22 protein-coding genes and 2 pseudogenes are annotated in these 22,358 nt (G+C 71.8%); 15 read left to right on the top strand and 9 right to left on the bottom strand.

Annotation, left to right across the window (positions count from 1 at the left end):
- Together E1182_RS17535 and E1182_RS17530 are read right to left on the bottom strand one after the other, a co-directional pair.
- A partial coding sequence (locus E1182_RS17535; RefSeq protein WP_132266440.1) for a YbjQ family protein occupies window positions 1-549 on the bottom strand: 549 nt, incomplete at its 3' end.
- 23 nt (window positions 550-572) lie between these two features.
- Window positions 573-1,256: a DUF1986 domain-containing protein gene (locus E1182_RS17530; protein ID WP_132266436.1), complete on the bottom strand. Its 684-nt coding sequence runs from the start codon at window positions 1,254-1,256 to the stop codon at window positions 573-575.
- 461 nt (window positions 1,257-1,717) lie between these two features.
- Here E1182_RS17530 and purS point away from each other — a divergent pair, with 461 nt between their 5' ends.
- From purS to E1182_RS17510, 4 genes are all read left to right on the top strand, one after another.
- Window positions 1,718-1,981: a phosphoribosylformylglycinamidine synthase subunit PurS gene (gene purS / locus E1182_RS17525; RefSeq protein WP_132266433.1), complete on the top strand. Its 264-nt coding sequence runs from the start codon at window positions 1,718-1,720 to the stop codon at window positions 1,979-1,981.
- Complete coding sequence (gene purQ / locus E1182_RS17520; RefSeq protein WP_132266430.1) at window positions 1,978-2,661, top strand: phosphoribosylformylglycinamidine synthase subunit PurQ; 684 nt, start codon at window positions 1,978-1,980, stop codon at window positions 2,659-2,661. The genes purS and purQ overlap by 4 nt, the downstream gene beginning before the upstream one ends.
- Before the next feature lie 70 nt (window positions 2,662-2,731).
- Window positions 2,732-5,542 (top strand): phosphoribosylformylglycinamidine synthase subunit PurL, encoded by a 2,811-nt coding sequence (gene purL / locus E1182_RS17515; RefSeq protein ID WP_243706270.1) that lies wholly within the window; start codon window positions 2,732-2,734, stop codon window positions 5,540-5,542.
- A 4-nt stretch (window positions 5,543-5,546) separates the two neighbouring features.
- Window positions 5,547-6,302, top strand: a complete 756-nt coding sequence (locus E1182_RS17510; RefSeq protein WP_132266426.1) for a 2-phosphosulfolactate phosphatase — start codon at window positions 5,547-5,549, stop codon at window positions 6,300-6,302.
- Between the two features lie 170 nt (window positions 6,303-6,472).
- Here E1182_RS17510 and E1182_RS17505 read toward each other — a convergent pair whose 3' ends face one another.
- A complete protein-coding gene (locus tag E1182_RS17505; RefSeq protein ID WP_132266423.1) occupies window positions 6,473-8,797 on the bottom strand; it encodes a carboxypeptidase regulatory-like domain-containing protein in 2,325 nt (774 codons plus the stop codon).
- 102 nt (window positions 8,798-8,899) lie between these two features.
- Here E1182_RS17505 and E1182_RS17500 point away from each other — a divergent pair, with 102 nt between their 5' ends.
- The 5 genes from E1182_RS17500 (at window position 8,900) to amcA (ending at window position 13,604) form a co-directional block, all read left to right on the top strand.
- Window positions 8,900-9,253, top strand: a complete 354-nt coding sequence (locus tag E1182_RS17500; protein ID WP_132266420.1) for a sterol carrier family protein — start codon at window positions 8,900-8,902, stop codon at window positions 9,251-9,253.
- A gap of 158 nt (window positions 9,254-9,411) precedes the next feature.
- Complete coding sequence (purF, locus tag E1182_RS17495; RefSeq protein WP_243706269.1) at window positions 9,412-10,953, top strand: amidophosphoribosyltransferase; 1,542 nt, start codon at window positions 9,412-9,414, stop codon at window positions 10,951-10,953.
- Between the two features lie 58 nt (window positions 10,954-11,011).
- Window positions 11,012-12,166, top strand: a complete 1,155-nt coding sequence (gene purM, locus E1182_RS17490; protein WP_132266417.1) for a phosphoribosylformylglycinamidine cyclo-ligase — start codon at window positions 11,012-11,014, stop codon at window positions 12,164-12,166.
- A 129-nt stretch (window positions 12,167-12,295) separates the two neighbouring features.
- The gene (gene amcB, locus E1182_RS17485; protein WP_207921432.1) at window positions 12,296-13,399 is read left to right on the top strand and encodes a cyclophane-forming radical SAM peptide maturase AmcB; all 1,104 of its coding nucleotides are present in this window, start codon (window positions 12,296-12,298) and stop codon (window positions 13,397-13,399) included.
- Entirely contained in the window at window positions 13,368-13,604 is a 237-nt protein-coding gene (gene amcA / locus E1182_RS17480) for a multiple cyclophane-containing RiPP AmcA (RefSeq protein WP_132266409.1), read from the top strand. Before amcB ends, amcA begins: the two co-directional genes overlap by 32 nt.
- Window positions 13,605-13,752: 148 nt before the next feature.
- Here amcA and E1182_RS17475 read toward each other — a convergent pair whose 3' ends face one another.
- Window positions 13,753-13,968 (bottom strand): DUF3073 domain-containing protein, encoded by a 216-nt coding sequence (locus tag E1182_RS17475; protein ID WP_132266406.1) that lies wholly within the window; start codon window positions 13,966-13,968, stop codon window positions 13,753-13,755.
- A 290-nt stretch (window positions 13,969-14,258) separates the two neighbouring features.
- Window positions 14,259-15,341 carry a Glu/Leu/Phe/Val dehydrogenase gene (locus E1182_RS17470; RefSeq protein WP_132266403.1) on the bottom strand — a complete coding sequence of 361 codons (1,083 nt, stop codon included), beginning with the start codon at window positions 15,339-15,341 and terminating at the stop codon, window positions 14,259-14,261.
- Between the two features lie 175 nt (window positions 15,342-15,516).
- On the opposite strand from E1182_RS17470, the gene E1182_RS17465 reads away from it, so the two are divergent.
- Both E1182_RS17465 and E1182_RS17460 read left to right on the top strand, forming a co-directional pair.
- Window positions 15,517-16,356 (top strand): hypothetical protein, encoded by an 840-nt coding sequence (locus tag E1182_RS17465; protein ID WP_132266399.1) that lies wholly within the window; start codon window positions 15,517-15,519, stop codon window positions 16,354-16,356.
- A 242-nt stretch (window positions 16,357-16,598) separates the two neighbouring features.
- The gene (locus E1182_RS17460) at window positions 16,599-16,808 is read left to right on the top strand and encodes a BldC family transcriptional regulator (RefSeq protein WP_007073996.1); all 210 of its coding nucleotides are present in this window, start codon (window positions 16,599-16,601) and stop codon (window positions 16,806-16,808) included.
- A 115-nt stretch (window positions 16,809-16,923) separates the two neighbouring features.
- Here E1182_RS17460 and E1182_RS17455 read toward each other — a convergent pair.
- Window positions 16,924-17,100, bottom strand: a pseudogene (locus E1182_RS17455) (pyridoxamine 5'-phosphate oxidase family protein); the annotation flags it as partial.
- Between the two features lie 28 nt (window positions 17,101-17,128).
- On the opposite strand from E1182_RS17455, the gene E1182_RS17450 reads away from it, so the two are divergent.
- Window positions 17,129-17,908 carry a bifunctional 2-polyprenyl-6-hydroxyphenol methylase/3-demethylubiquinol 3-O-methyltransferase UbiG gene (locus E1182_RS17450; RefSeq protein WP_132266396.1) on the top strand — a complete coding sequence of 260 codons (780 nt, stop codon included), beginning with the start codon at window positions 17,129-17,131 and terminating at the stop codon, window positions 17,906-17,908.
- A gap of 8 nt (window positions 17,909-17,916) precedes the next feature.
- Here the strand turns inward: E1182_RS17450 and E1182_RS17445 are convergent, their stop codons facing one another.
- Window positions 17,917-18,198 carry a hypothetical protein gene (locus tag E1182_RS17445; protein WP_132266393.1) on the bottom strand — a complete coding sequence of 94 codons (282 nt, stop codon included), beginning with the start codon at window positions 18,196-18,198 and terminating at the stop codon, window positions 17,917-17,919.
- A gap of 155 nt (window positions 18,199-18,353) precedes the next feature.
- On the opposite strand from E1182_RS17445, the gene E1182_RS17440 reads away from it, so the two are divergent.
- Complete coding sequence (locus E1182_RS17440; RefSeq protein ID WP_132266382.1) at window positions 18,354-19,244, top strand: 3-hydroxyacyl-CoA dehydrogenase family protein; 891 nt, start codon at window positions 18,354-18,356, stop codon at window positions 19,242-19,244.
- Window positions 19,241-19,984 (top strand): enoyl-CoA hydratase/isomerase family protein, encoded by a 744-nt coding sequence (locus tag E1182_RS17435; protein WP_132266377.1) that lies wholly within the window; start codon window positions 19,241-19,243, stop codon window positions 19,982-19,984. Before E1182_RS17440 ends, E1182_RS17435 begins: the two co-directional genes overlap by 4 nt.
- Window positions 19,985-20,084: 100 nt before the next feature.
- Here E1182_RS17435 and E1182_RS17430 read toward each other — a convergent pair whose 3' ends face one another.
- Window positions 20,085-21,437: an ABC transporter substrate-binding protein gene (locus E1182_RS17430; protein WP_132266374.1), complete on the bottom strand. Its 1,353-nt coding sequence runs from the start codon at window positions 21,435-21,437 to the stop codon at window positions 20,085-20,087.
- Window positions 21,438-21,622: 185 nt separating this feature from the next.
- Between E1182_RS17430 and E1182_RS17425 the strand changes: the two genes are divergently transcribed.
- Entirely contained in the window at window positions 21,623-21,991 is a 369-nt protein-coding gene (locus tag E1182_RS17425; RefSeq protein ID WP_132266443.1) for a hypothetical protein, read from the top strand.
- A gap of 32 nt (window positions 21,992-22,023) precedes the next feature.
- On the opposite strand, the pseudogene E1182_RS31155 reads toward E1182_RS17425, so the two are convergent.
- A pseudogene (locus E1182_RS31155) lies at window positions 22,024-22,358 on the bottom strand (hypothetical protein); the annotation flags it as partial.

Raw genomic sequence — 22,358 nt, 5'->3', positions numbered from 1 at the left:
GGTTTCGGGGGCCGAGCGCAGATCAGGGGCGCTGGCCGGTTCGGCGATGCCGCCGGGGGCCTCGGCGATCCCCGCGTCGTGGGCGGTCTCGGCGGCGACCAGGGGCTGGTCGGATGGCATGACGTCGGGGACCTTGGGCACCACGATCACCGCCGTGCCGTACGCGCAGATCTCCATCCACATCTCGCCGCAGTCCCGGCTGTCGAAGCGCATACCCACCACGGCGTTCGCGCCGAGCCGGCGGGCCTCCTCGCCGAGCCGGGCCACCGAGTCGGTACGCCAGCGGGTGAGGTTGTCCGGCGCCATCGGGTCGTACGCGCCGCCGCGTAGGTTCTTGACCCCCTCGCGGTACGGGTTGCGCGTCCTGGCCATTGATGACACCACTTCGCCGAGAATCTGGCGGATCTCGTAGCCGGGCAGTTGATCCGTCGTCACGACCAGCACGGTTCCGATGCTGTCAGCCGCTGGCCGGCCGGTACGCGAGCACTGTTCAGCTGACCGGATGCTGCAAAACGAGGCGGCGCGGACGTCCGGCGCTCCGCCGGTCATCCGCGCCGCCAGGGCGTTAACGGTCAGACACCGGCCGTCGAGGTGATCCAGGCCCGGTTGTACGCGACGCTGCCGTAGTTCTGGATGCTCACGCCGTCGGCGGTGGAGGCGACGCCGACCTGCTGGCCGTTGTAGAACTGCGGGCCGCCCGAGTCGCCGCGCCAGGCGTTGCCGCTGATCTCGGTGCTCCGGATCGCCTGCCCGCCGTACGCGTCGGTGACGTTGGTGCTGGTCACCCGGACCGAGGCGGTCTTGAGCTGGCTGGAGGCCGAGCAGCCGCGGTAGCAGGTCTGCCCCCAGCCGTAGATCGTGTTGGTGGAGCCGACCGGCGGGTTGCTGTTGGCCAGCGTCACCGGGGGAGCGCTCACCGGGCTGGACAGGCGCATCAGGGCGAGGTCGTAGCGGCTGTAGGTGGCGGCGACGGTACGGGTGACCCCGCCGGAGGAGCGGTGGACGCTGCCGATCCGCACGGACATCGAGCCGCTGACGCAGTGCTTGGCGGTGAGCACCCAGTCGGCGGAGATGACGCTGCCGGAGCAGGTGAACGAGCCGTTGCTGAACACCGCCGCGGCCCAGGGTGCGGAAGAGACGGTGTCGCCACCGATGATCGGCTGCGGTCCGGCAGGGGCCGCGGTCGCGCCGGAGGCGGAGGCGAGCACGCTGGCGAGGGCGGTGGTCAGCACCGCGACCAGGGGGCGAAGTCGCATGTCGGGGACTCCTTGTGTCGGGACCCGGGGTCGCCGGGCGGTGTCGGCGGGCGGAGGGGTGACCCACCGAGGCGTCGATGGAAGGCATCGACGCTTGGCGACGAACGGTAGGGTTCGTGAGTCCTGTTCACAAGGGTTTGGCGAAAATGAACCGGATGTGACCCGTCGTGTCGACCGGCGGCCTTGGCTGTTTGTCAGAAACTGGTCACATTCGTCCCCCCAGGTGAGCGTTCTGCCTGGCCAGAAGCGTGACGGCCACGTGACGCCACGGTTACAGGCAACGGAAGCGCATCGGTGCCGCAACGAAACGGCATCGGCTACCCGTGCCGCCGCGGAGTTATGTCGATCACGGCCTGAACCGGCCCCGGCCGGTGGATCCAGAGCCGCATCTGCCAGGTACGCTGGCCACGCTCGCCCGTAGTGGGCCGGCACCCAACTGCGTACACAGTCAGGAGTGCCCAGTGCCTCGCGTCGTCGTCGACGTCATGCTCAAGCCCGAGATCCTCGATCCCCAGGGCCAGGCCGTCGCAAACGCGCTGCCGCGGCTCGGCGTCAGTGACGTCGCCTCCGTCCGGATCGGTAGGCGAATCGAGATCGATTTCACCGGTGAGCCGGACCTGGACCAGGCCCGGGAGATCGCCGACAAGCTGCTCGCCAACCCCGTCATCGAGGACTTCACCGTCCGCGTGGTCGGAGCCGACGAGACCGTGGACGCGCAGCCGTGACCGCGCGCGTCGGTGTGGTGACCTTCCCCGGCTCGCTGGACGACGGGGACGCGGCCCGGGCCGTACGCCTCGCCGGCGCCGAGCCGGTCCGGCTCTGGCACGGCGACGCGGAGCTGCACGGGGTGGACGCCGTGGTCCTCCCCGGCGGTTTCTCCTACGGCGACTACCTGCGCTGCGGAGCCATCGCCCGGTTCGCCCCGGTGATGGAGAAGATCGTGGACGCCTCCCGGGGCGGCCTGCCGGTGCTCGGGATCTGCAACGGCTTCCAGATCCTCTGCGAGGCCCACCTGCTGCCCGGCGCGCTCACCCGCAACCAGCACCTGCACTTCCGCAACCGGGACCAGCTCCTGCGCGTGGAGTCGACCGGCACGGCCTGGACGAACGCCTTCCAGTCGGGCCAGGAGATCCTCATCCCGGTCAAGAACGGCGAGGGCTGCTACGTCGCGGACACCGCGACCCTGGACGCCCTGGAGGCCGAGGGGCGCGTCGTCGCCCGCTACGTCGGAGGCAATCCCAACGGGTCGCAGCGCGACATCGCGGCGATCACCAACGCCGCCGGCAACGTGGTCGGCATCATGCCCCACCCCGAGCACGCGGTGGAAGCACTCACCGGCCCCTCCCTGGACGGTCTCGGCTTCTTCACCTCGGTGCTCAAGCACCTGGTGGGGACGCCGGCGTGACCGTGCGCGACGGGATCATCGGTCGGCTCCACCGCCCCACGGGCGACCACGAGCGCAGCGAGGAGAGGTCATGACCACCCATCCGGACCCGGCCGTACGGGAGACGCCGGGCGCCTTCCCGGCCGCCCCGGCGGAGCCGCCCACGGCCACCGTGGCGCAGGGCGGCCCGGCCGACGCGGGCCGGCACGCCGATGCGGTGCCGGCCGCCGACTGGGCCGACGGTGTGGACACCGTGCCCCGGGCCGCCGGCACCCCGGAGGAACTCCAGCCCTACGCCGAGCTGGGCCTCCGCGACGACGAGTACGAGCGGATCCGGCAGATCCTCGGCCGCCGCCCCACCCAGGCCGAGCTCGCCATGTACTCGATCATGTGGAGTGAGCACTGCTCCTACAAGTCGAGCAAGGTGCACCTGCGCCAGTTCGGTGAGAAGGCCCCGCCGAGTGACCGGCTGCTCGCCGGCATCGGTGAGAACGCCGGTGTGGTCAGAGTCTCCGACGAACTCGCGGTCACCTTCAAGGTCGAGTCGCACAACCACCCGAGCTTCGTCGAGCCGTACCAGGGTGCGGCGACCGGTGTCGGCGGCATCGTCCGGGACATCCTCGCCATGGGTGCCCGCCCGGTCGCGGTGATGGACCCGCTGCGCTTCGGCGCGGCCGACCACCCGGACACCGCGCGCGTGCTGCCCGGTGTGGTCGCCGGTGTCGGCGGCTACGGCAACTGCCTGGGCCTGCCGAACATCGGCGGCGAGGTGGTCTTCGACCCCTGCTACCAGGGCAACCCGCTGGTCAACGCGCTCTGCCTCGGTGTGCTCCCGGTCGACCGGTTGCAGAAGAAGGACGCCACCGGCCCGGGCAACGTCGTGGTGCTGATGGGTGCCAAGACCGGCCGGGACGGCATCGGCGGCGTGTCGGTGCTGGCCAGTGCCACCTTCGACGAGGGCAGCGAGCAGCGTCGCCCGTCGGTGCAGGTCGGCGACCCGTTCATGGAGAAGCTGCTCATCGAGGCGTGCCTGGAGTTGTACGACGCCGAGCTGGTCGTCGGCATCCAGGACCTCGGCGGCGCCGGTCTGACCTGCGCGCTGACCGAGACGGCAGCGTCGGCGGGCACCGGGATGCGGGTGTGGCTGGAGCGGGTGCCGCTGCGGGAGCCCTCGATGGAGCCGCACGAGATCCTGGCCAGCGAGTCCCAGGAGCGGATGCTGCTGGTCGTCGCCCCGGAAAAGCTGGAGGCGGTGCTCAAGATCGCCGAGAAGTGGGGCGTCTGGGCCACCGCGATCGGTGAGGTCACCGCGCCGGCGCCGGACGGCCAGCCGGGCCGGTTGGTGATCACCTGGCGCGACCGTCTGGTGGTGGACGTCCCGCCGGGCTCGTTGGTCGACGACGGTCCGGTCTACGCCCGCCCGATGCGCGAGCCGGCCGACCTGATCCTGCTCCAGGCCGACCGGGCCGAGACCCTGCCCCGGCCGAACACCCCGGAGGCGCTGCGGGAGACCGTGCTCCGGATGATCGCCTCGCCGAACCTGGCCGACAAGACCTGGGTCACCGAGCAGTACGACCGGTACGTGCTGGGCAACACCGTGCTCGCCCAGCCGGAGGACTCCGGCGTGATCCGGATCGACGAGCAGAGCGGCCTCGGCGTCGCCCTCTCCGTCGACGGCAACGGCCGGTACGCCCGCCTCGACCCGTACCAGGGGACGAAGCTGGCGCTGGCCGAGGCGTACCGGAACGTGGCCGTCACCGGGGCGAAGCCGATCGCCGTCACCAACTGCCTCAACTTCGGTTCCCCGGAGGACCCGGGCGTGATGTGGCAGTTCGCCGAGGCGGTACGCGGCCTCGCGGACGGCTGCCTGGAGCTGGGCATCCCGGTGACCGGCGGCAACGTCAGCTTCTACAACCAGACCGGTGCCGCCGCGATCCACCCGACACCGGTGGTCGGCGTGCTGGGCGTGCTCGACGACGTGGCCGACCGGGTGCCGATGGGCTTCGTCCCGCGCTCCGGCGGCGACCACGACCAGCTCTTCCTGCTCGGCGACACGCACGTGGAACTCTCCGGCTCCGAGTGGGCCTGGGTCACCCACCAGCACCTCGGCGGCATGCCACCCCAGGTGGACCTGGCCCGCGAGCGGCTGCTGGCCGAGCTGATGGCGGAGGCGGCCCGGGTGGGTCACCTCAGCTCCGCCCATGATCTCTCCGACGGCGGCCTGGCCCAGAGCCTGGTCGAGTCGTGCCTGCGGCACGGCGTCGGTGCCCGGATCGCGGTGCCGGAACGGTTCGCCGACGGCTCCCTGCCGTTCGTCTTCCTGTTCAGCGAGTCGGCCGGCCGGATGTTGGTGTCCGTGCCGCGAGGCCACGAGAAGGCGTTCACGGCCCTCTGCTCGGAGCGGGGCGTGCCGTGGGAGCTGATCGGCGTCACCGAGCCGGGCAACGGCGCGCTCGAGGTGCACGGCCAGTTCCGGATCGGTCTGGACGAGCTGCGCGCGGCGCACACCGCCACCCTGCCGAAGCTCTTCGGCGGCCCGGAGGCGGCGCAGGTCGAGGTCGAGGCGACGCGCACCGGCACCACCACCATCGCCCCGGCGACGGCCAGCCAGCCGGTGGACGTACCGGCTGTCGAGCCGATCGGGACCGACGCCCAGCCGGTCGCGGACGAGCCGGTCGCCGGCACGGTCCCGGGCTCGCCTGCCGCGCCGACCGAAGCGGGTGCCGAGGCCGCGTCGAGTGCCGCTGCCCCGGCCGCGTCGTCCGGATCTGCCGGCGACGGCGTACCGGTGGCGGAGTCGACCGGGGCGACGAGCGCACCGGACGCACCGGCCTCGACCACCGCGGACGCCACGCCCGGCGACGCCGGTGACGAGCAGCCGGGCACGACCGACGAGCGTTGAGGCGGTGGCCACGGCTGTCCACGCCCAACCCGGCGCTGGCGCCCGGTTCGACTGGGGGCTGACCGGGGCGGCGGAGCTGGGCCGCGTCTGCGCGGTGCTGGTGGTGGTGGACGTGCTCTCGTTCACCACCGCCGTGGAGGTGGCGGTCGGCCGCGGTATGCGGGTCCACCCGTTCCCCTGGGGCGAGCAAGCTGCCGACTACGCGCTGCGGGTCGGGGCCGTCGCCGCGGTGGGTCGCCGTCGGACGACCCCGGAACACCCGTGGTCGCTCTCCCCGGCTGCGCTGACCACCGCGCCGGCCGTCGCCGACCTGGTGCTGCCGTCGCCGAACGGATCGGCGATCAGCGCCGCCGCCAGCGCCACGGGGCTGCCCGTCGTCGCGGCCTGCCTGCGTAACGCCCGCGCCGTCGGGCGATGGCTGCGCCGCCAGGGGTACGGCTCGACGGAGGCACCGGTGGGGGTGATCGCCGCCGGTGAACGCTGGCCGGACGGCTCACTGCGCCCGTCGGTTGAGGACCAGCTCGGTGCGGCCAGCGTGCTGGACGCCCTCTCCGGAGTGCCCGGTGGGCTGTCGGTGGAGGCAGCGATGGCCCTCGCCGCGCTGGCCAGCACCCCGGACGTGCCCGCAGCGGTACGCGGCTGCGTCTCCGGGCGGGAGTTGGTGGAGGGCGGCTTCACCGCCGACGTCGAGATCGCCGTCCAGACCGACGTCTCCGACGTGGTCCCGCTCCTGCGGCAGGGCGTCTTCTCCCGCGCCTGACCACGGGCTTTCCGAGCCGGTGGCGTCACACGTGCCCTCAGAGAGCCGCCTGCGCGTGCTACGGCGACGCCGGCCACTCACTCCGGGACGATTCGGAACCGGTCGGTTGACTGCGGAAGCGGAAAGGGCCGCCCGGCAAGTGGGCGGCCCTTTCCGTGCGTGCTGTCAGCTCAGTCGTCCAGCCAGTCGAGACGGCGACCGCCCCGGTCCTGGGGCGGCGGGCCGTCCGGCCGAGCCCGGCCCGCCGGGGCCTGCTCGCCGTAGTAGCCGCCAGCCTGCTGGTCGTAGCCGTGGTTGTCGTAGCCACCCTGCGGCGACGGCTGCTGGCCATAGCCTCCTTGCGGGGGCTGTTGGCCGTAGCCGCCCTGCGGCGGGGGCTGCTGACCGTAGCCTCCCTGCGGCGGCGGCTGCTGACCGTAGCCTCCTTGTGGGGGCTGTTGGCCGTAGCCTCCCTGCGGCGGCGGCTGCTGACCGTAGCCTCCTTGTGGGGGCTGTTGGCCGTAGCCTCCCTGCGGCGGGGGCTGTTCGCCGTAGCCTCCTTGCGGGGGCTGTTGGCCGTAGCCACCCTGCTGCGCTGGCGGCTGCTGGTCGTGCCCGCCGGGCTGGTCGTACCCGCCCTGCTGGCCGCCGTAGCCGCCCTGCTGGTCGTACCCGCCCTGCGGTGCGCCGTAGCCGCCCTGCTGGTCGTACCGGCTGTCGTAGCCCTGCTGCGGGGCCGCCTCGTAGCCGCCCGGCCCGCCGTAGCCGCCCTGGCCGCCACCCTGCTCCTGGACACGACCGTAGCCCGGCTCGCCCTGGTCGTAGCCCGACTCCGGCTGGTAGGTGGTGGTCGGGTACGGGTCGGCCGGCGGGGCATAGCCGCCGGTGGCCTCGCCGGGGTAGCGGCCGGTCGGCTCGTCGTACCGTTCGCCGTAGCCGCCGCCCTGCTGCGGCCCGCCGTAGCCGGGGCCGCCGGCGGGTGCGCCGAAGTCGTTGCCGTATCCGCCGCCTGAGGCGGGGGCGTTGCCGTACCCGCTGCCCGACGAGGGGGCGTTGCCGTACCCGCTGCCCGACGAGGGGGCGTTGCCGTACGCGCCACCGCCGGCCGGGGCGTTGCCGTACCCGCCGCCGGACGAGGGAGCATTGCCGTATCCGCCGCCCGAGGCGGGGGCGTTGTTGCCGTATCCGCCCTGCTGGCCGTACCCGCCGGCCGGGGCCGGCTCGTCGCCGTAGCCCCCGCCGGACCAGCCGCCGGCCTGCGCACCGCCGGGACCGTACGGCTGCGGCGGCGCCGCGTACGGGTCCGGTGGGACGTCGTCGACGACCGGGCGCTGCAACATCGTCGGCGCATCGCTCAGCGAGGTGCCACCCACCATCGTCGGATCCGGTCCGGCACCGACCCGGTTGACCACCCGGGTCTGGTCGTCGGCCCCCCGCAACGCGCCCCGCGCCGCGGCCGCACCACCGGTCGCGGCCGCACCGTCGGTCGCGCCCCCGTCGTCCTCCTCGGCGTTGCGGCGGCGGATCCAGAGCAGCACGATCGTGCCGACACCGGCCGCGACGAGCAGACCGCCGAGCAGGATGACCAGGAACGAGCCCATGCCACCCTCGTCGTCGTTGGCGGCCGCCTGCGGCGCTCCGGCGGCCGCATCACTGGCCCCGGCGGTGGCGTCGTCCTCGGCGACCTCTTCGGTGGGGCTTGTCTCCGCGGAGGGGGACGGGCTGGCGCTGGGGGAGACCTCTACCTTGATCGGCAGCGTGATCCGCTGACCGGTCAGGCTCTGCCCCGCGCTGGCGTTGATCGTCTTGGTGTTGATCGCGTCGGCGCCCTTGCTGGCGCCCAGGTCGATCCGGCCCGGAGCGATGGGCTTCTCCGCGGAGCCGGTGAAGCGCCAGTTGCCGCTGGCGTCGGTCCTGGTTTCGTACTGGTTGTCTTGAGAGTCCTGCAGCAGCACCCGCGCGTCGGGAACCGCGTCGCCGTTGGCGGCGACGACCACCTTGCCGGAGATCGACTTGACCGTCTGCTGCTCCGGCGGCTTGCTCGTCGGTGCGGCCTTGCCCTTCACCGTCAGGTTGAAGTTCCCGGTGTCCGGACCCGACTTGTCCGGCACCACCCGCACGGTGACCTGGGCGTTGGCGTCCGCCGCGTTGTCGTTCGCCTTCAGCGTCAGCAGTTGGGTTTTCGGCTGGCCCGGGATCTCGCCGAAGGTGACGGTGCCGCAGCCGTCGCAGCTGACACCGGCAGGGAGACCGGTGAGGCTGATCTGGGCCGACTTGTCTTCAGCGCCGGGAGTGACCCGGACCGTCACGGTGGCGTCGCTGCCGGCGTTCACCGTGACCGAGCCCGGCGACACGCTGACCGAGGCGGCCAGAGCCGGTGTGGCGGGGGTGGCGAGCAGGGCGCCGGCAACCAGCGCTACGACCACACCGGCCCGTTGCTTCCAGGCACGTCGGTGTGTTGACACGTCCACCGCCTTCCGGTCTGACTTCCCGGGTCGGTTTGAACCAGGGATCATCACGGTACGAATACGCCGTCGGCAACTATGCCTTGTCTGACGGGATCAGCGCGACCCAGGGCCAGTGTCCGAGCCGATGGCATCGGGTCGTATCGTCCCGTCGTGTCCTCTCCGCACATTAAGTCCACCGCGGTCGCGGCGGTGCTCACGGCACTCGACGAGGGGCGGGTCCCCGATCGGTCGGTGTACCGGGAGGCGGTCCGTGCCTTGTTGACCGCCCTCGCGGAGCGTGCCCCCGGCCGATCGGTGGAGGTGCGAGTCCCACCTTACGGTGCAGTTCAGTGCCTCCCCGGTCCGCGACACACCCGTGGCACCCCGCCGAACGTGGTGGAAATGGACCCACCGACCTGGTTGGCATTGGCCACGGGAAGACTCTCCTGGCCCCAGGCGATCACGGAGGGTCGCGTACGGGTCAGTGGCGTGCGGGCGGATCTCTCCGGGTATCTGCCCCTCTAGCAGGGGCGATCACATGGATGTGGTCACGACCAGAAGGCGAATCGTGACTATCTGTATCGACTCTGATTCGCGTACACTGTCAGGCGACGACAGTGGGCCCCGGGCGGTGGCGTGCTGAACGCACGCCAGGCCATCCAGACCAGCATGAGGAGCGGCAGGTGCCCCGAGGCGACGGCCGGCTGAGCCACGACCTTGATCCCCAACGACCGGGCCCCCAGGACGCGTGCGGCGTCTTCGGTGTCTGGGCCCCCGGCGAAGAGGTCGCCAACCTGACCTACTTCGGCCTCTACGCCTTGCAGCACCGCGGCCAGGAGGCCGCCGGCATCGCGGTGAGCGACGGGTCCGGCGTGGTGGTCTACAAGGATCTCGGCCTGGTGGCCCAGGTCTTCGACGAGCCGACCCTGGCGAGCCTGCGCGGGCATGTGGCGATCGGTCACACCCGGTACTCCACCACTGGCGCGTCGACCTGGGAAAACGCCCAGCCGACCATCCGCTCCAGCAGCTCCGGCACCACCATCGCCCTGGCGCACAACGGCAATCTGGTCAACACCGCCGACCTTCAGCGCGAGGTGGGCGAGCGCGAGCTGGGCTCCGACGGTGCCACCAACGACACCTCACTGGTGACCATGCTGCTGGCGAGCTACCCCGACCTCTCCGTCGAGGCGGCGGCGATGCAGGTGCTGCCCCGGCTGCGCGGGGCCTTCAGTTTCGTCTTCATGGACGAGTCGACGCTCTACGCGGCCCGTGACCCGCACGGCGTACGCCCGTTGGTGCTGGGCCGGTTGGAGCGCGGCTGGGTGGTGGCGAGCGAGACGGCGGCGCTGGACATCGTCGGCGCCAGCGTGGTCCGGGAGATCGAACCGGGCGAGCTGATCGCGATCGACGGCGACGGGCTGCGCTCCACCCGGTTCGCCGCCCCGGAGCCGAAGGGCTGCCTCTTCGAGTACGTCTACATCGCCCGACCGGACGCCACGATCGCCGGGCGGAACGTGCACAGCGCCCGCAAGCAGATCGGCCGCCAGCTCGCCCGGGAGCACCCGGTCGAGGCCGACCTGGTGATCCCGGTGCCGGAGTCGGGCACTCCGGCCGCCATCGGGTACGCCGAGGAGTCGGGCATCACCTACGGCGCCGGTCTGATGAAGAACCCGTACGTCGGGCGGACCTTCATCCAGCCGTCGCAGACCCTGCGCCAGCTCGGCATCCGGCTCAAGCTCAACCCGCTGCGGGAGAACGTGCGGGGCAAGCGGCTGGTGGTGGTCGACGACTCGATCGTGCGTGGCAACACCCAGCGGGCCATCGTGCGGATGCTGCGCGAGGCGGGCGCGCTGGAGGTCCACGTACGGATCTCGTCCCCGCCGGTCACCTGGCCGTGCTTCTACGGCATCGACTTCGCCACCCGGGCCGAGCTGCTGGCGAACGGCCTGGACAACGAGGGCGTCCGGCGGTCGATCGGCGCGGACACCCTCGGCTACGTCTCGCTTCCCGGTCTCATCGCCGCGACCGAGCAGCCCAAGACCCGGCTCTGCCGCGCCTGCTTCGACGGGGAGTACCCGATCGAGCTGCCGGCGGGGAACCTGATCGGCAAGCACGTGCTCGAGGGCGTGGAACGGCGGGTCACCAACACGCCCGCCGACGACCTCGGGTCCGCCACCCCTCCGTTCGCCGCCACTCCGGGTGGCGCGACCGTCCACCACCCGTAGCACCGCCCGGCGTCGGCCGGCACTTCGGCCCGCGTCGAGAACCACAAAGGGGAGAACCGTGACGCACGTGTCCGAGCGCAGCGGCGCAGGAAGCAGCCCGACCGGCGCTGGTGGCGATCGTCAGCCCTGGACGGCCGGCACCGGCCGCGCGAGCCGCAGGCGCACGGTCTCGTACGCCGACGCCGGAGTCTCGATCGAGGCGGGTGACCGCGCGGTCGAGCTGCTCAAGTCGAAGGTGAAGCAGACCCGGCGACCGGAGGTCATGGGCGACCTGGGTGGCTTCGCCGGGCTGTTCCGGTTGGACACCACGAAGTACAAGAACCCGATCATGGCCGCGTCGACCGACGGCGTCGGCACCAAGCTGGTGATCGCGCAGCAGATGGACATCCACGACACGGTCGGCATCGACCTGGTCGCGATGGTCGTCGACGACCTGGTGGCCTGCGGTGCCGAGCCGCTGTTCCTGCTGGACTACATCGCCACCGGCGAGGTGGTGCCGGAGAAGGTCGCCGAGATCGGCGCCGGCATCGCCGACGGCTGCCGGTACGCCGGCTGCGCCCTGCTCGGTGGGGAGACCGCCGAGCACCCGGGGGTGCTGCGCCCCGACGAGTACGACATCTCCGCCACCGGCGTCGGCGTGGTGGAGGAGAGCGAGATCCTCAGCCCGGAGCGGGTCGAGGTCGGCGACGTGGTGATCGCCATGCGTTCGTCCGGCCTGCACTCCAACGGCTACTCGTTGGTCCGGCACGTGCTGCTGGGCGCCGGCCGGATGCGGCTGGACGTGGTGATCGAGGACTTCGGCCGGCAGCGGACGCTCGGCGAGGAACTGCTCACCCCGACCAAGATCTACGCGCAGGACTGCCTCAAGTTGATCGCCGAGGCCGAGGTGCGTTCGATCGCCCACGTCACCGGTGGCGGCATCCCGGGCAACCTGGTGCGGATCCTGCCCGAGCACGTCGACGCGGTGGTCAACCGTTCCACCTGGAAGCCGCAGCCGATCTTCGGCCTGATCCAGTCCAAGGGGCGGATCGAGGACCCGGAGATGGAGGCGACCTTCAACATGGGCGTCGGCATGTTCGCGATCGTCTCGGCCGAGGACGCCGACCGCGCGCTGGCCACTCTGGCCGGTCGGGGCGTGGACGCCTGGCAGGCCGGCGAGATCATCGAGGGCTCCGGAAACGTGCAGATGATCGGCCAGCACACCCGCGGGTGATCACGTTTCGTTGATCATCCGGGTGCCTGAACGGGGGTTCACCCGAGTGGTCGTCGCCGCCTAGCCTGAGTGCACTTCACGCAGGGGGGAGGAGGGCCGATGGCTGCTCGGGCAGCACCGCCGACGGGGATGCGCGGCATCGCCGTGGTCCCCTCGTACGTGGTGATGCAGCCGACCACGCTGTGCAACCTGGATTGTGTCTACTGCTACCTGCCGTTGCGTGCCGCCGACCGGCGGATGCCGGTGGCGGTGGCGGAGGCGGTCGCCGCGTCGGTGAATCCGTGGGCGCGGTCGGGGCGGTTCTCGGTGGTCTGGCACGGCGGGGAGCCCCTCGCGGCCGGACGGGAGCATCTGGCCGCGCTGATGGCCCCGTTCGGGCCCGAGGTGGAGCACCACGTGCAGACCAACGCCACGCTGGTCGACGACGCCTGGTGCGCGTTCTTCGCCGCCCGTGGGGTGCGGGTGAGCGTGAGCGTGGACGGCCCCCGGGAGCGCAACGGCGAGCGGGTGACCCGGGGCGGGCTGCCGGCGTACGACCGGATCGTGCGGGGGGTCGAGGCGCTGCGCCGGCACGGGCTGCCCTTCTCGGCACTGGCGGTGGTCAGCCGACCCGCCCCGGGGTTCGCCGCCGAGTTGTACGACTACTTCCTCGACCTCGGCTGCGACGTGCTGGGCGTCAACATCGAGGAGACCGAGGGGGTCAACACCCGGGGCAACGCGCACGACGCGGCCGCGGTGACCGCGTTCTGGGCCGAACTGGTGGCGGCCTGGCGGCGGGCGCCCCGGATCCACCTGCGTGAGGTCGAGTGGTCGTTGCGGTACGCCGCGGCAGTGCTCGACGGGACCGCCGACGCGCTGCTGCCCCGGCAGCTCGACCCGATCCCCACCGTCGGCCACGACGGCTCGGTGGTGGTGCTCTCCCCGGAGCTGGCCGGTTTCCACGATCCCCGGTACGGCGACTTCAGCAGCGGCAACGTCCTGGCCACCCCGCTGGCCGAGATCCTCGCCGGCGCGGCGGGCACGCCGTGGGTCGGGGAGTTCCTGACCGGGGTCGAGGCGTGCCGGTCGAGCTGCTCGTACTTCGGCTTCTGTGGCGGCGGCCATGCGGCCAACCGCTACTTCGAGCAGGGCCGGTTCGACGGCACGGAGACCGGGCACTGCCGGAACAGCAAGATCCGCCTACTGGAGGGAGTGTTGGAGCATGCCCGAGACCACGAGTCACCGGCAGCCTGAGGCTGTCGGGGGAGGCGTCGCGGATCCGGTCGCCGAGCGGGTCCGTCAGGCCGCCACGGGGCTGACTGCCCTGCTCCACGAGGCTGAGGCGGCTCGCCGCGCCCGGGCGGAGGTCGACGGTTCCGACGGTGCCGGCGCGGTCTGCGCCTGGAACCACTTCGAGAACATCCCGACCTTCTACAACTGGAACAACCGGCCGCGCTGAGCGGACGCGCACAACCCGGGATCAGGGACCTTGCCGGGAAGCCGGAGGACCGGCCGGGCGAGGCCCCTGATCGTCGGGCATGGTGCCGCTGCGGACGACACATGCGTGAGCACGCGGGAGGCACCGCGTGCTCAGCTGCGACCAGAGATCAGCGGGTCGGAGGAACCCAGACGTCCGGGTCGTCGTCCGCGTGATCCTCATCATCGTCGTCGACATACTCTTTGTAGTCGTCGTCGAAGTTGTGCTCAGACTTACCAGCACCCGCCAGTTCGCGCTGCAAGGCGGTGAGGTCGGTGTTCGGGGAGTGGTACTTCAACTCCCGGGCCACCTTCGTCTGCTTGGCCTTAGCACGGCCGCGCCCCATGGCTCGACCCCCTCGCACAGAATGCGGGGCAGCCCGAAGGCGGGCCCCGATGACGTCAGGCATCTCTCGTGGCTCTTACGGTACATGGGGATGCCGCCGTTCGGCACCTCGGGTTACCGTCAGCCGGCCCTGCGCGTCGCAGTCATCCGACCGTCACCGAGTGTACCCGGTAAGGAGTGCGTCAGTGATCGGTCGTGACGGTGGGCAGAGAGCCACAAAACGGTTGAATTCATCTTACTCGCCGGAGCCCCGGGGGTACGGCGCCACCCATGCCCCCGGGGGCCGCGGCCTCAGCGCAGATGGATGGTCCGCAGCCGGCCCACCTCGGCCATCCGGCGCTCGGCCAGCCGGTCGGCGGCCACCGCCGGCGGCACGCCCTCGGCGTCGGCCAGGCGCAGGATCTCCCGGGTGGTGTCGTAGATCCGGGTGGCACGCAGCCGGGCCCGTTCGAAGTTGAACCCCTCGATCTCGTCCGCGACCTGGATCACCCCTCCGGAGTTCACCACGTAGTCGGGGGCGTAGAGGACACCCCGGTCGGCGAGCAGCTTCTCGATGCCCGGGTGGGCGAGCTGGTTGTTCGCCGCCCCGGCGACCACCCTGGCCCGCAGCGCCGGCACCGTGTCGTCGTTCAGCGCGCCGCCCAGTGCGCACGGGGCGTACACGTCGATGTCGGCGGCGACCAGAGCGGCGGTGTCGTCGACCAGCGCGACCTGCGGGTGGGTGGTGCGGGCCCAGTCGTGCGCCTTCGGGTCGACGTCGGTGGCGACCACCTCGGCACCGTCGTCGAGCAGGTGACCGACCAGATGCTTGCCGACCTTGCCCAGCCCGGCCACGCCGACCCGACGGCCGGCCAGCGTCGGGCTGCCCCACACGTGTTCGGCGGCGGCCCGCATGCCCTGGAAGACGCCCCAGGCGGTGAGGATCGAGGAGTCGCCGGCACCACCGTGCGCCACGCTGCGACCGGTGACGAAGCGCGTCTCCCGGGCGATCACGTCCATGTCGGCCACGAAGGTGCCGACGTCGCAGGCGGTGTAGTAGCGCCCGCCGAGCGACTGCACGAAGCGGCCGTACGCCCGCAGCAGCGCCTCACTCTTGAGCTTCTCCGGATCACCCCAGATGACCGCCTTGCCGCCGCCGTGATCCAGCCCGGCCAGGGCGTTCTTGTACGCCATCCCGCGGGACAGGTCGAGCACGTCGGCCAGCGCGTCCTCCTCGCTGGCGTACGGGTAGAACCGGGTGCCACCGAGCGCCGGGCCCAGCGCGGTCGAGTAGATGCCGATGATGGCCCGGAGGCCGGTCTGCTTGTCCTGGCAGAAGACGACCTGTTCGTGGCCGGACGATCCCGGGTCGTCGGTGCTGGCGAATACGCCCATGGTTGGCTCCTGTGTCGGCGGGCGTCCTTGTGGGACGCGGACCTGATGGCGGGCCGGCGGGGATGCTGCCGGTGCCGCTGAGCCTAATATCGGTCAGCGCCGCACTGTCGTCCACGTCACGCCCGCCCGAGGGCCGCGACGGCGGTACGCCCCCGTTTCGTGGGAGGATCGCGCCGTGCCGCTCTTCGCTTCGTATCTGCGCGTGTACGAGCCGCTGACCGCCTTCGCCCGGGACCGCCAGGCGTACTGGCGGCGCTACGTGCGGGAGGGGCGCGCGGTGGCGCCGCTGGAGGGTCCCGGGCGGCAGCGCACCTCGATCATCGCGGCTCTGGGTGCGGGTTGGACCCGGCTGCCCGACCTGCCGGATGAGGCGTACGTGCTGGAGGCTGACGACACCCTGCTGGTCTGTCCGTGGGACCTGCGGATCCGGGTCGCCGAGGCGGCGCTGAGCGCGCGGGAGGGCGTCCCGTCGGTGCTCGCCGACGCGTTCGTGCCACCGGTCCTCGCCGGGCAGGCCAAGGCGGTGGTGGACGACTGGCGCAGCGGCGCCCGGGTGCTCGAGCACGGCGTGCCCCGGTTGCACGAGCAGACGGCAACCTGGGGGGTGCCGCTGCGCTGGTTCGTGCTCTTCGAGACCGCGGAGCGGCACCTGGTGACCGACCCGGCGGAGCGGCGGGCGCTGCGCTACCGCACGGAGATCTCGAAGGCCCGCCGGCGGGCGCAGCGGGCGCTGTCGGTGCTGCGCAAGTCGGTGGGCGAGGCGCCGATCACCGAGGCGGTCGAGGAGGCCGCCCGCTGGCTGGAGGAGTTCCACCCGCGGTCGGTGGTGGAGTTGGACTACGGCGGTCTGGTGCGGCTGCTCTCCGACGATTCCCTGGCCGCCGACGATTCCACCGACCTGGTCGCCGCGGGGCTGGCCGGGCTGTCCCGGGGCGAGGCGGAGGAGGCGTCCGCGGCATACGACCGGCTGGTGGCCCGGTGGCGGGCGGTCCAGCTTCTTGAACGGTGCAATTGACCGTAAACTGGACGGCCGACCTGAGGGCTCGTCGTAGTTGACGGATCACGAAGCGTGATTATGAGTCCGAATAAGGTAGCCACTGCTGTGCAAAATGCCGATAAATCGGTCATGGTTCATCCGTCCGTCTAGGGAGCTTCGGCCGTTCGGCCCATGTCGGACATCGGGGACTAGCCGGACCATGGGAGACGCGTCGGCCGGCGGGACCCCGGCCGATGTCTCTACATGTGGAGGAGTGACCGATGGCATCGCGAACGCACGAACCAGAGCCGCTGCTTACACCGGCCGAGGTGGCGTCGATGTTCCGTGTCGACCCGAAGACGGTGACCCGGTGGGCCAAGGCGGGGAAGCTCAGCGCGATCCGAACCCTGGGCGGCCACCGTCGGTACCGCGAGTCGGAGGTACGGGCCCTGCTTCAGGGGCAGATCCCCCAGCAGCGCCAGGGAGACTGACCGGCCGACATCGAAGAGCGTTCCGGCATCGGGGGCGGGCGGACGACGCGACAGCGTCGATCCACCGCCCCTGAACCATGTTCGGGCATCTCACCCCGCCGGCCGCCACCGGTCACCGTTTCACCTTGCCGGAGTCGGCGGCCGTCCACACCGCGAGCGCGTCCCCGTCACGCACCGCCCAGACCGGGGTGGCCACCGCCCGGCCGTCCTTGCCGAACGTGGTCAGCAGGACGTACTTCTCCGCCGCCAGGCGGTCCGGGTCGGTCCTCCGGGCAGGACACGGCGGCGACAGCCGCCGCCCGCGCGGATAGCGTGGGGGCGTGACCGGGGAACCCAGGATCGGCGACGTGTTCGGTGAGATGCTGCGCGACGCGTACGCCGTGCACGTCGGAGCCGGCCGGCGACCACTGGCGGGCGGGCGGCTGCCACGCCCGGTCATCGAGATCATCGAGCGGGACGACGGGCTGGTCAACGGGGCCCCCGCCGCCCACTACCTGGAAGGCCCCGAACACTGGCAGCCGTACGACCACCGGGCCGTCGACCGGGTCCGGGGGGAGACGCTGGACGTCGGCGTCGGCGGCGGCCGGATCGCCCGGGAACTCCAGGCGCGCGGCGTACCGGTGACCGGGCTGGACACCTCTCCCGGCGCGCTGCGGGTGTCCCGGCACCGCGGCGTACGCGACCTGGTCCTCGGCACCGTCGACGAGCACGCCGCCGGTGACTGCCGGTACGACACCTTCCTGCTGCTCGGCAACAACCTCGGCCTGTTCGAGGGACGCGAGCGGGCACCGCGGTTCCTCGCCGCGCTCGCCGCCATGGCCCGACCCGGCGCACAGATCGTCGCGCAGGGCACCGACCCGTACGGCACCACCGACCCGCTGCACACCGGCTACCACGAACGCAACCGTCGGCGCGGCCGGCTCGGCGGCCAGCTGCGGCTGCGGCTGCGCTACCGCGAGCTGGGCACCGACTGGTTCGACTATCTGGTCTGCTCCGCCGACGAACTGGCGGAACTGGTGCACGGCACGCCGTGGCGACTGGTCGACGTGGACGACCGGGACGCCCCGTACTACCTGGCCACTCTGCGGCTCGCGGAGTGACCGGCCGCTCACACCTCGACGGTCGGGGTGTGCTGCTCCGGCGGTAGCCCGCCGTCGCCGTCGACCACCTCGTCCGGCGTGCCGTCCTCGTCGATGTCGACCATGGTGATGTCCACCTTGCCGTCGCCGTCGGTGTCGAACTGGAAGAGGTCCGCCTTGCCGTCGCCGTCGGTGTCGACCACCCACACGTCGGTCCTGCCGTCGTTGTTGGTGTCCGCGCGGAGCAGGTCCACCCGCTCGTCGCCGCGGGTCTCCACGGTCTCGGTGCCGTCCACCGGTGCCTGGCCCATGTCGGTTCGTCCTCTCCTTGGCGTTGGGGGCTGTCTGTACCCGCTGGGTCGATCCCCCACGCATGTCGTCGCGACGGGTGCTGCATAGGGTCGCACCCAGGAGCGGGCGGCACGACGGAGACCCCGTGCGTCGCCGCGCGCAGCGAGGGAGCGTCATGACTGGTCGTTTTGTCGTCGTCGGGGCCGGCACGATGGGCCTCGGGATCGCCTACGTCGCCGCCGGGGCGGGCTACGCCGTGGAACTCGTCGAGGTCGACCCGGATCGGGCGCGAGCCGCCGCCACGCGCCTCGGGGAGCTGTGGGACCGGGCCGTGCGGCGGGGCCGGCTCGACGCCGGGCAGGCCGCCGCGAACCGGGAGCGGCTGACCCTGCGGGCCGGGCTGGCCGAGGTCGCCCCGGAACCCGACGTCGTCGTGGAGGCGGTGCCGGAACGGCTCGACCTGAAGCGGACGGTGCTGGGTCAGGCCGAGGCGCTCCGCCCGGCGCTGCTGGGCAGCAACACCTCCAGCATCCCGATCGCCGAGCTGGCCGCCGGGCTGGCGCGGCCGGAGAACTTCATCGGCCTGCACTTCTTCAACCCGGTATGGGCGATGACGCTGCTGGAGATCGTCGTCGGCCCGGCCACCGCCGCACCGACCACCGAGGTGGCCGTCGCGCTCGCCGGCCGGCTGGGCAAGGACCCCGTCGTCGTACGCGACCTGCCGGGCTTCGCCACCTCCCGGCTCGGGGTCACCCTGGGCCTGGAGGCGATCCGGATGGTCGCCGACGGGGTGGCCGGCCCGGCCGACATCGACAAGGCGATGGTCCTCGGCTACCGGCACCCGGTCGGCCCGCTGGAACTCACCGACCTGGTCGGGCTCGACGTGCGGCTGGACATCGCCCGGACCCTCCAGGCCGCGTACGGGGACCGGTTCGCGCCGCCGCCGCTGCTGGTTGAGATGGTCGCCGAGGGCAGGCTCGGCAAGAAGTCCGGCCAGGGCTTCTACCGCTGGGTGGACGGCCGCCGGGCCGACACCGACGCCGCACCGGCCGGGAGTGTCCGGTGAGCGGGCTGCGGATCGAGGAGCTGCCGGACCGGCTGGTGGTGACGCTGGACCGGCCGGAGAAGCGCAACGCCATCGACGCCGACCTGATCAGCGAGTTGCACGCCGTCTGCGCCGAACTGGAGGCCCGTCCCCGGCTGCTGCTGCTCACCGGTGGGATCCAGGGGATCTTCGCCGGCGGCGCCGACATCGGCCAGCTCCGTGACCGGGGCCGGTTGGACGCTCTCGCCGCCATCAACCAGGCGGCGTTCGCCCGGATCCGGGCCCTGCCGATGCCGAGCGTGGCTGCGGTGGACGGGCCGGCGCTGGGCGGCGGCGCCGAGCTGTCGTACGCCTGTGACCTGCGGGTCTGTACGGCCCGGGCGGTCTTCGGTCAGCCCGAGGTGCGGTTGGGCATCCTGGCCGGCGCGGGCGCCACCCACCGGCTGCCCGCACTGGTCGGCGAGGCCCGGGCCAAGGAGCTGCTCTTCACCGGCCGGCGGGTGGACGCCGAGGAGGCGCTGCGGATCGGCCTGGTGAACCGGGTGGTGGCCGATCCGACGCAACTGCTCCCCGCCGCGCACGAGCTGATCGACGAGATGGCGAAGGCGTCGGCGTTGGCGCTGCGGCTGACCAAGCTGGCCGTCGACGCTCCGTCGGCCGCCCATCCGCAGCTCGACCTGGTCAGCCAGGCGGTCCTCTTCGAGGACGAGGAGAAGCGGCGGCGGATGACCGAGTTCCTGGATCGCCGCCGCTCCCGCTGAGCACCGGTACGCGTGACGGCCGCACCGGATGCCCTGGTGCGGCTGCGTCCGCGCGTTCGGTGGCGGTTCGGTGCGGGCGTGGCCCGCACGTCACGTGGACTCAGTGGCGGATCGGCACGCCCGCGTCGTCCAGCGCGGTGATCAGCCCGGCCGACTCGGCGAAACCGATGATCAGTACCGCCTCCGGACCGTACGCCTTGATCTCGCCCGCCACGCCGCTGAAGTCCACCGGGGCGTGCTTGGCGTCGGCCGGCGGCTCGTAGCTCAGCAGCTTCACCCGGTCTCCGCCGATGCCGGCCTGCTCCAGCTCGGCGCGGACGGTCTCCTGAAGGCCCTCGCCGTAGGAGTCCCGGCGCGCCACCACGACGATCTTCGTCGGGCCGTCGCGCAGGATCACGTCGGCCAGGGCCCGCCCCTGGAGGCTGTCCGGCGGGGCGGTGCGGAAGTACAGCCCCTTGTCTTCGGCCTTGCTCAGGGCCGAGTCGGTGTTCGACGGTGAGATGAGGATCCGCCCGGCGGCCACCACGTCCGGCAGCACGGCTTTGGAGATGCCGGAGGCGCCGGCACCGATGATGACGTCCACGTTCCTGGCGATGAGCGAGGCCACGGTGTCCTTGGCGACCTCCACGCTGGTGCCGTCGTCACCGTCGATCCAGGTCACCGGATCGCCGAGCACGCCGCCCGCGGCGTTGATCTCCTTGAGCGCCAGTGCCGTTCCGGCCCGCATCGGCGGGTAGGCAATGGCCAGATCACCGGTCTTGGGCAGCAGTTCGCCGAACACCAGCGGGGAGCCGTCGGCGCGGTCGCCGCGCCCGCCCTGCTGCTTCCGGGGCGTCGGCGGGGCCTTCGCGCTCACGTCGGACTCGTTGCCGGCACCGACGAACTCGGACTTGGCCTCGTTGATCTTCTGGTCGTCGAAGTGCAGGGTGGCGTAGCTCGCGGTGGCCGGCTCGCCGGCGTCGGTGAACCCGGCCCGGCTCAGTGACGGGCCACGGTACTCGATGTCCTGCCCGTCGCGGGCCAGCTTCAGGCAGGCCTTCACGTCCGTGCAACGTTGGCCGTTGGTGGTCACCCCGACGATCTGCCGGGCGATCTGCGTCGGCTCCGTGCTGCCGGCGAGCTGGGCCGCCAACGCACTGATCACCACCGCGTCGTACGACTCGGCGGCATAGATGTAGTCGGTCAACTTCGGGTCGACCCTGAGCAGTCGCTGCTTGAAGTCCTCGGTCAGTGGCGTCAGCGGGGTGGTGCCCTTCATGCCGTCGACCAGGTTGCCGCGGTTCTTCAGCTCCGCCGGAAAGGAATTCAGCATGTTGCCGTCGGTGCCGTACAGGCGCACCTGATGGGTCGCCGTGTCCTCGGGCTTGTCGGTCGTCCCACATGCGCTGGTGGCGAGCAGGAACGCCGCACCCGCCGCCAGGATGGCAGCGCGCGGGCCGCGTGTTGCGAGCATTGTCGTCCTTCCTCCGGGGAGGTCCGCTGGGCACGATAGCGTGCCGGCGCGGCCGGTGACAGAGCGGAGTCTTCCCCGGTGGGCGGCCCAACAACGACCCGTACGTAGTGTTACCGCAGCGTACTGCGGGTCATCGCTTGACGGTCGGTCCTATCGTTCGGCAGGTGACCGAGGTACCGGATCAGATGCTGGACGACGCGGCCGCCGTGCTCCGATCGGCCCTGTCGGGCGACGGCGACGCGGTGGTGGGCACCTTCGACGCGGTGGTCGACCGGTCCGGGCTCGCCGGGGCGTACGGGGTGGCCTGGTGTCTGGCCGCCACCATGGTCGGCGACCCGCCACCGCCCGGCACCTGCGCGTTGGACTTTCCCGGCATCGAGGACGCCGGGTACGACACCCGCTGGGTGGCCCGCTTCGTCAGCGCGTACGCCAATCACGACGCGGACACCGGCGAAGCTCTCTTCGGGGCAGCAGTCGCCGACGGACTGCTGCCGGACTGCCTGCTCACCCTCGCCGGCTCGACCGTGGCTACGCTGCGTAGTCGGGTCGGCTGACGCCGGGTTGGCCGGACGCCCGTCGGCACCGCTCAGAACGCGTGGTACGCGATCAGCGGCTCGACCTCGTACCGCAGGGTCTCGAAACGGACCTTGAACCGGACGCCGTCCTTGACGTCCGAGGCCACCACGATGAAGTTGGACCCCGGTGGCAGGTAGGTGCGGTAGTTGCACGCGCTCGTCCGGTCGATGAAGATCACGCAGGCGTTCACGCCGTACGCGCTGGCGTTGCGGACATTGATGTCCCTACACCGGGTCGAGGTGTGGTACGGGCCGGCGTCACCGCCACTGCGGCCCTGGGTGAAGTAGGAGCGGACCGCTCCGCCGTAGCACGTGGCGGTGGAGGCGGACACGTTGGTCTCGGGGG

Source organism: Micromonospora sp. KC721 (genome assembly GCF_004348355.1).
Lineage (GTDB): Bacteria > Actinomycetota > Actinomycetes > Mycobacteriales > Micromonosporaceae > Micromonospora.
Note: the sequence above shows the minus strand (reverse complement) of the source record. Positions and strands in the feature narration are given on the sequence as shown.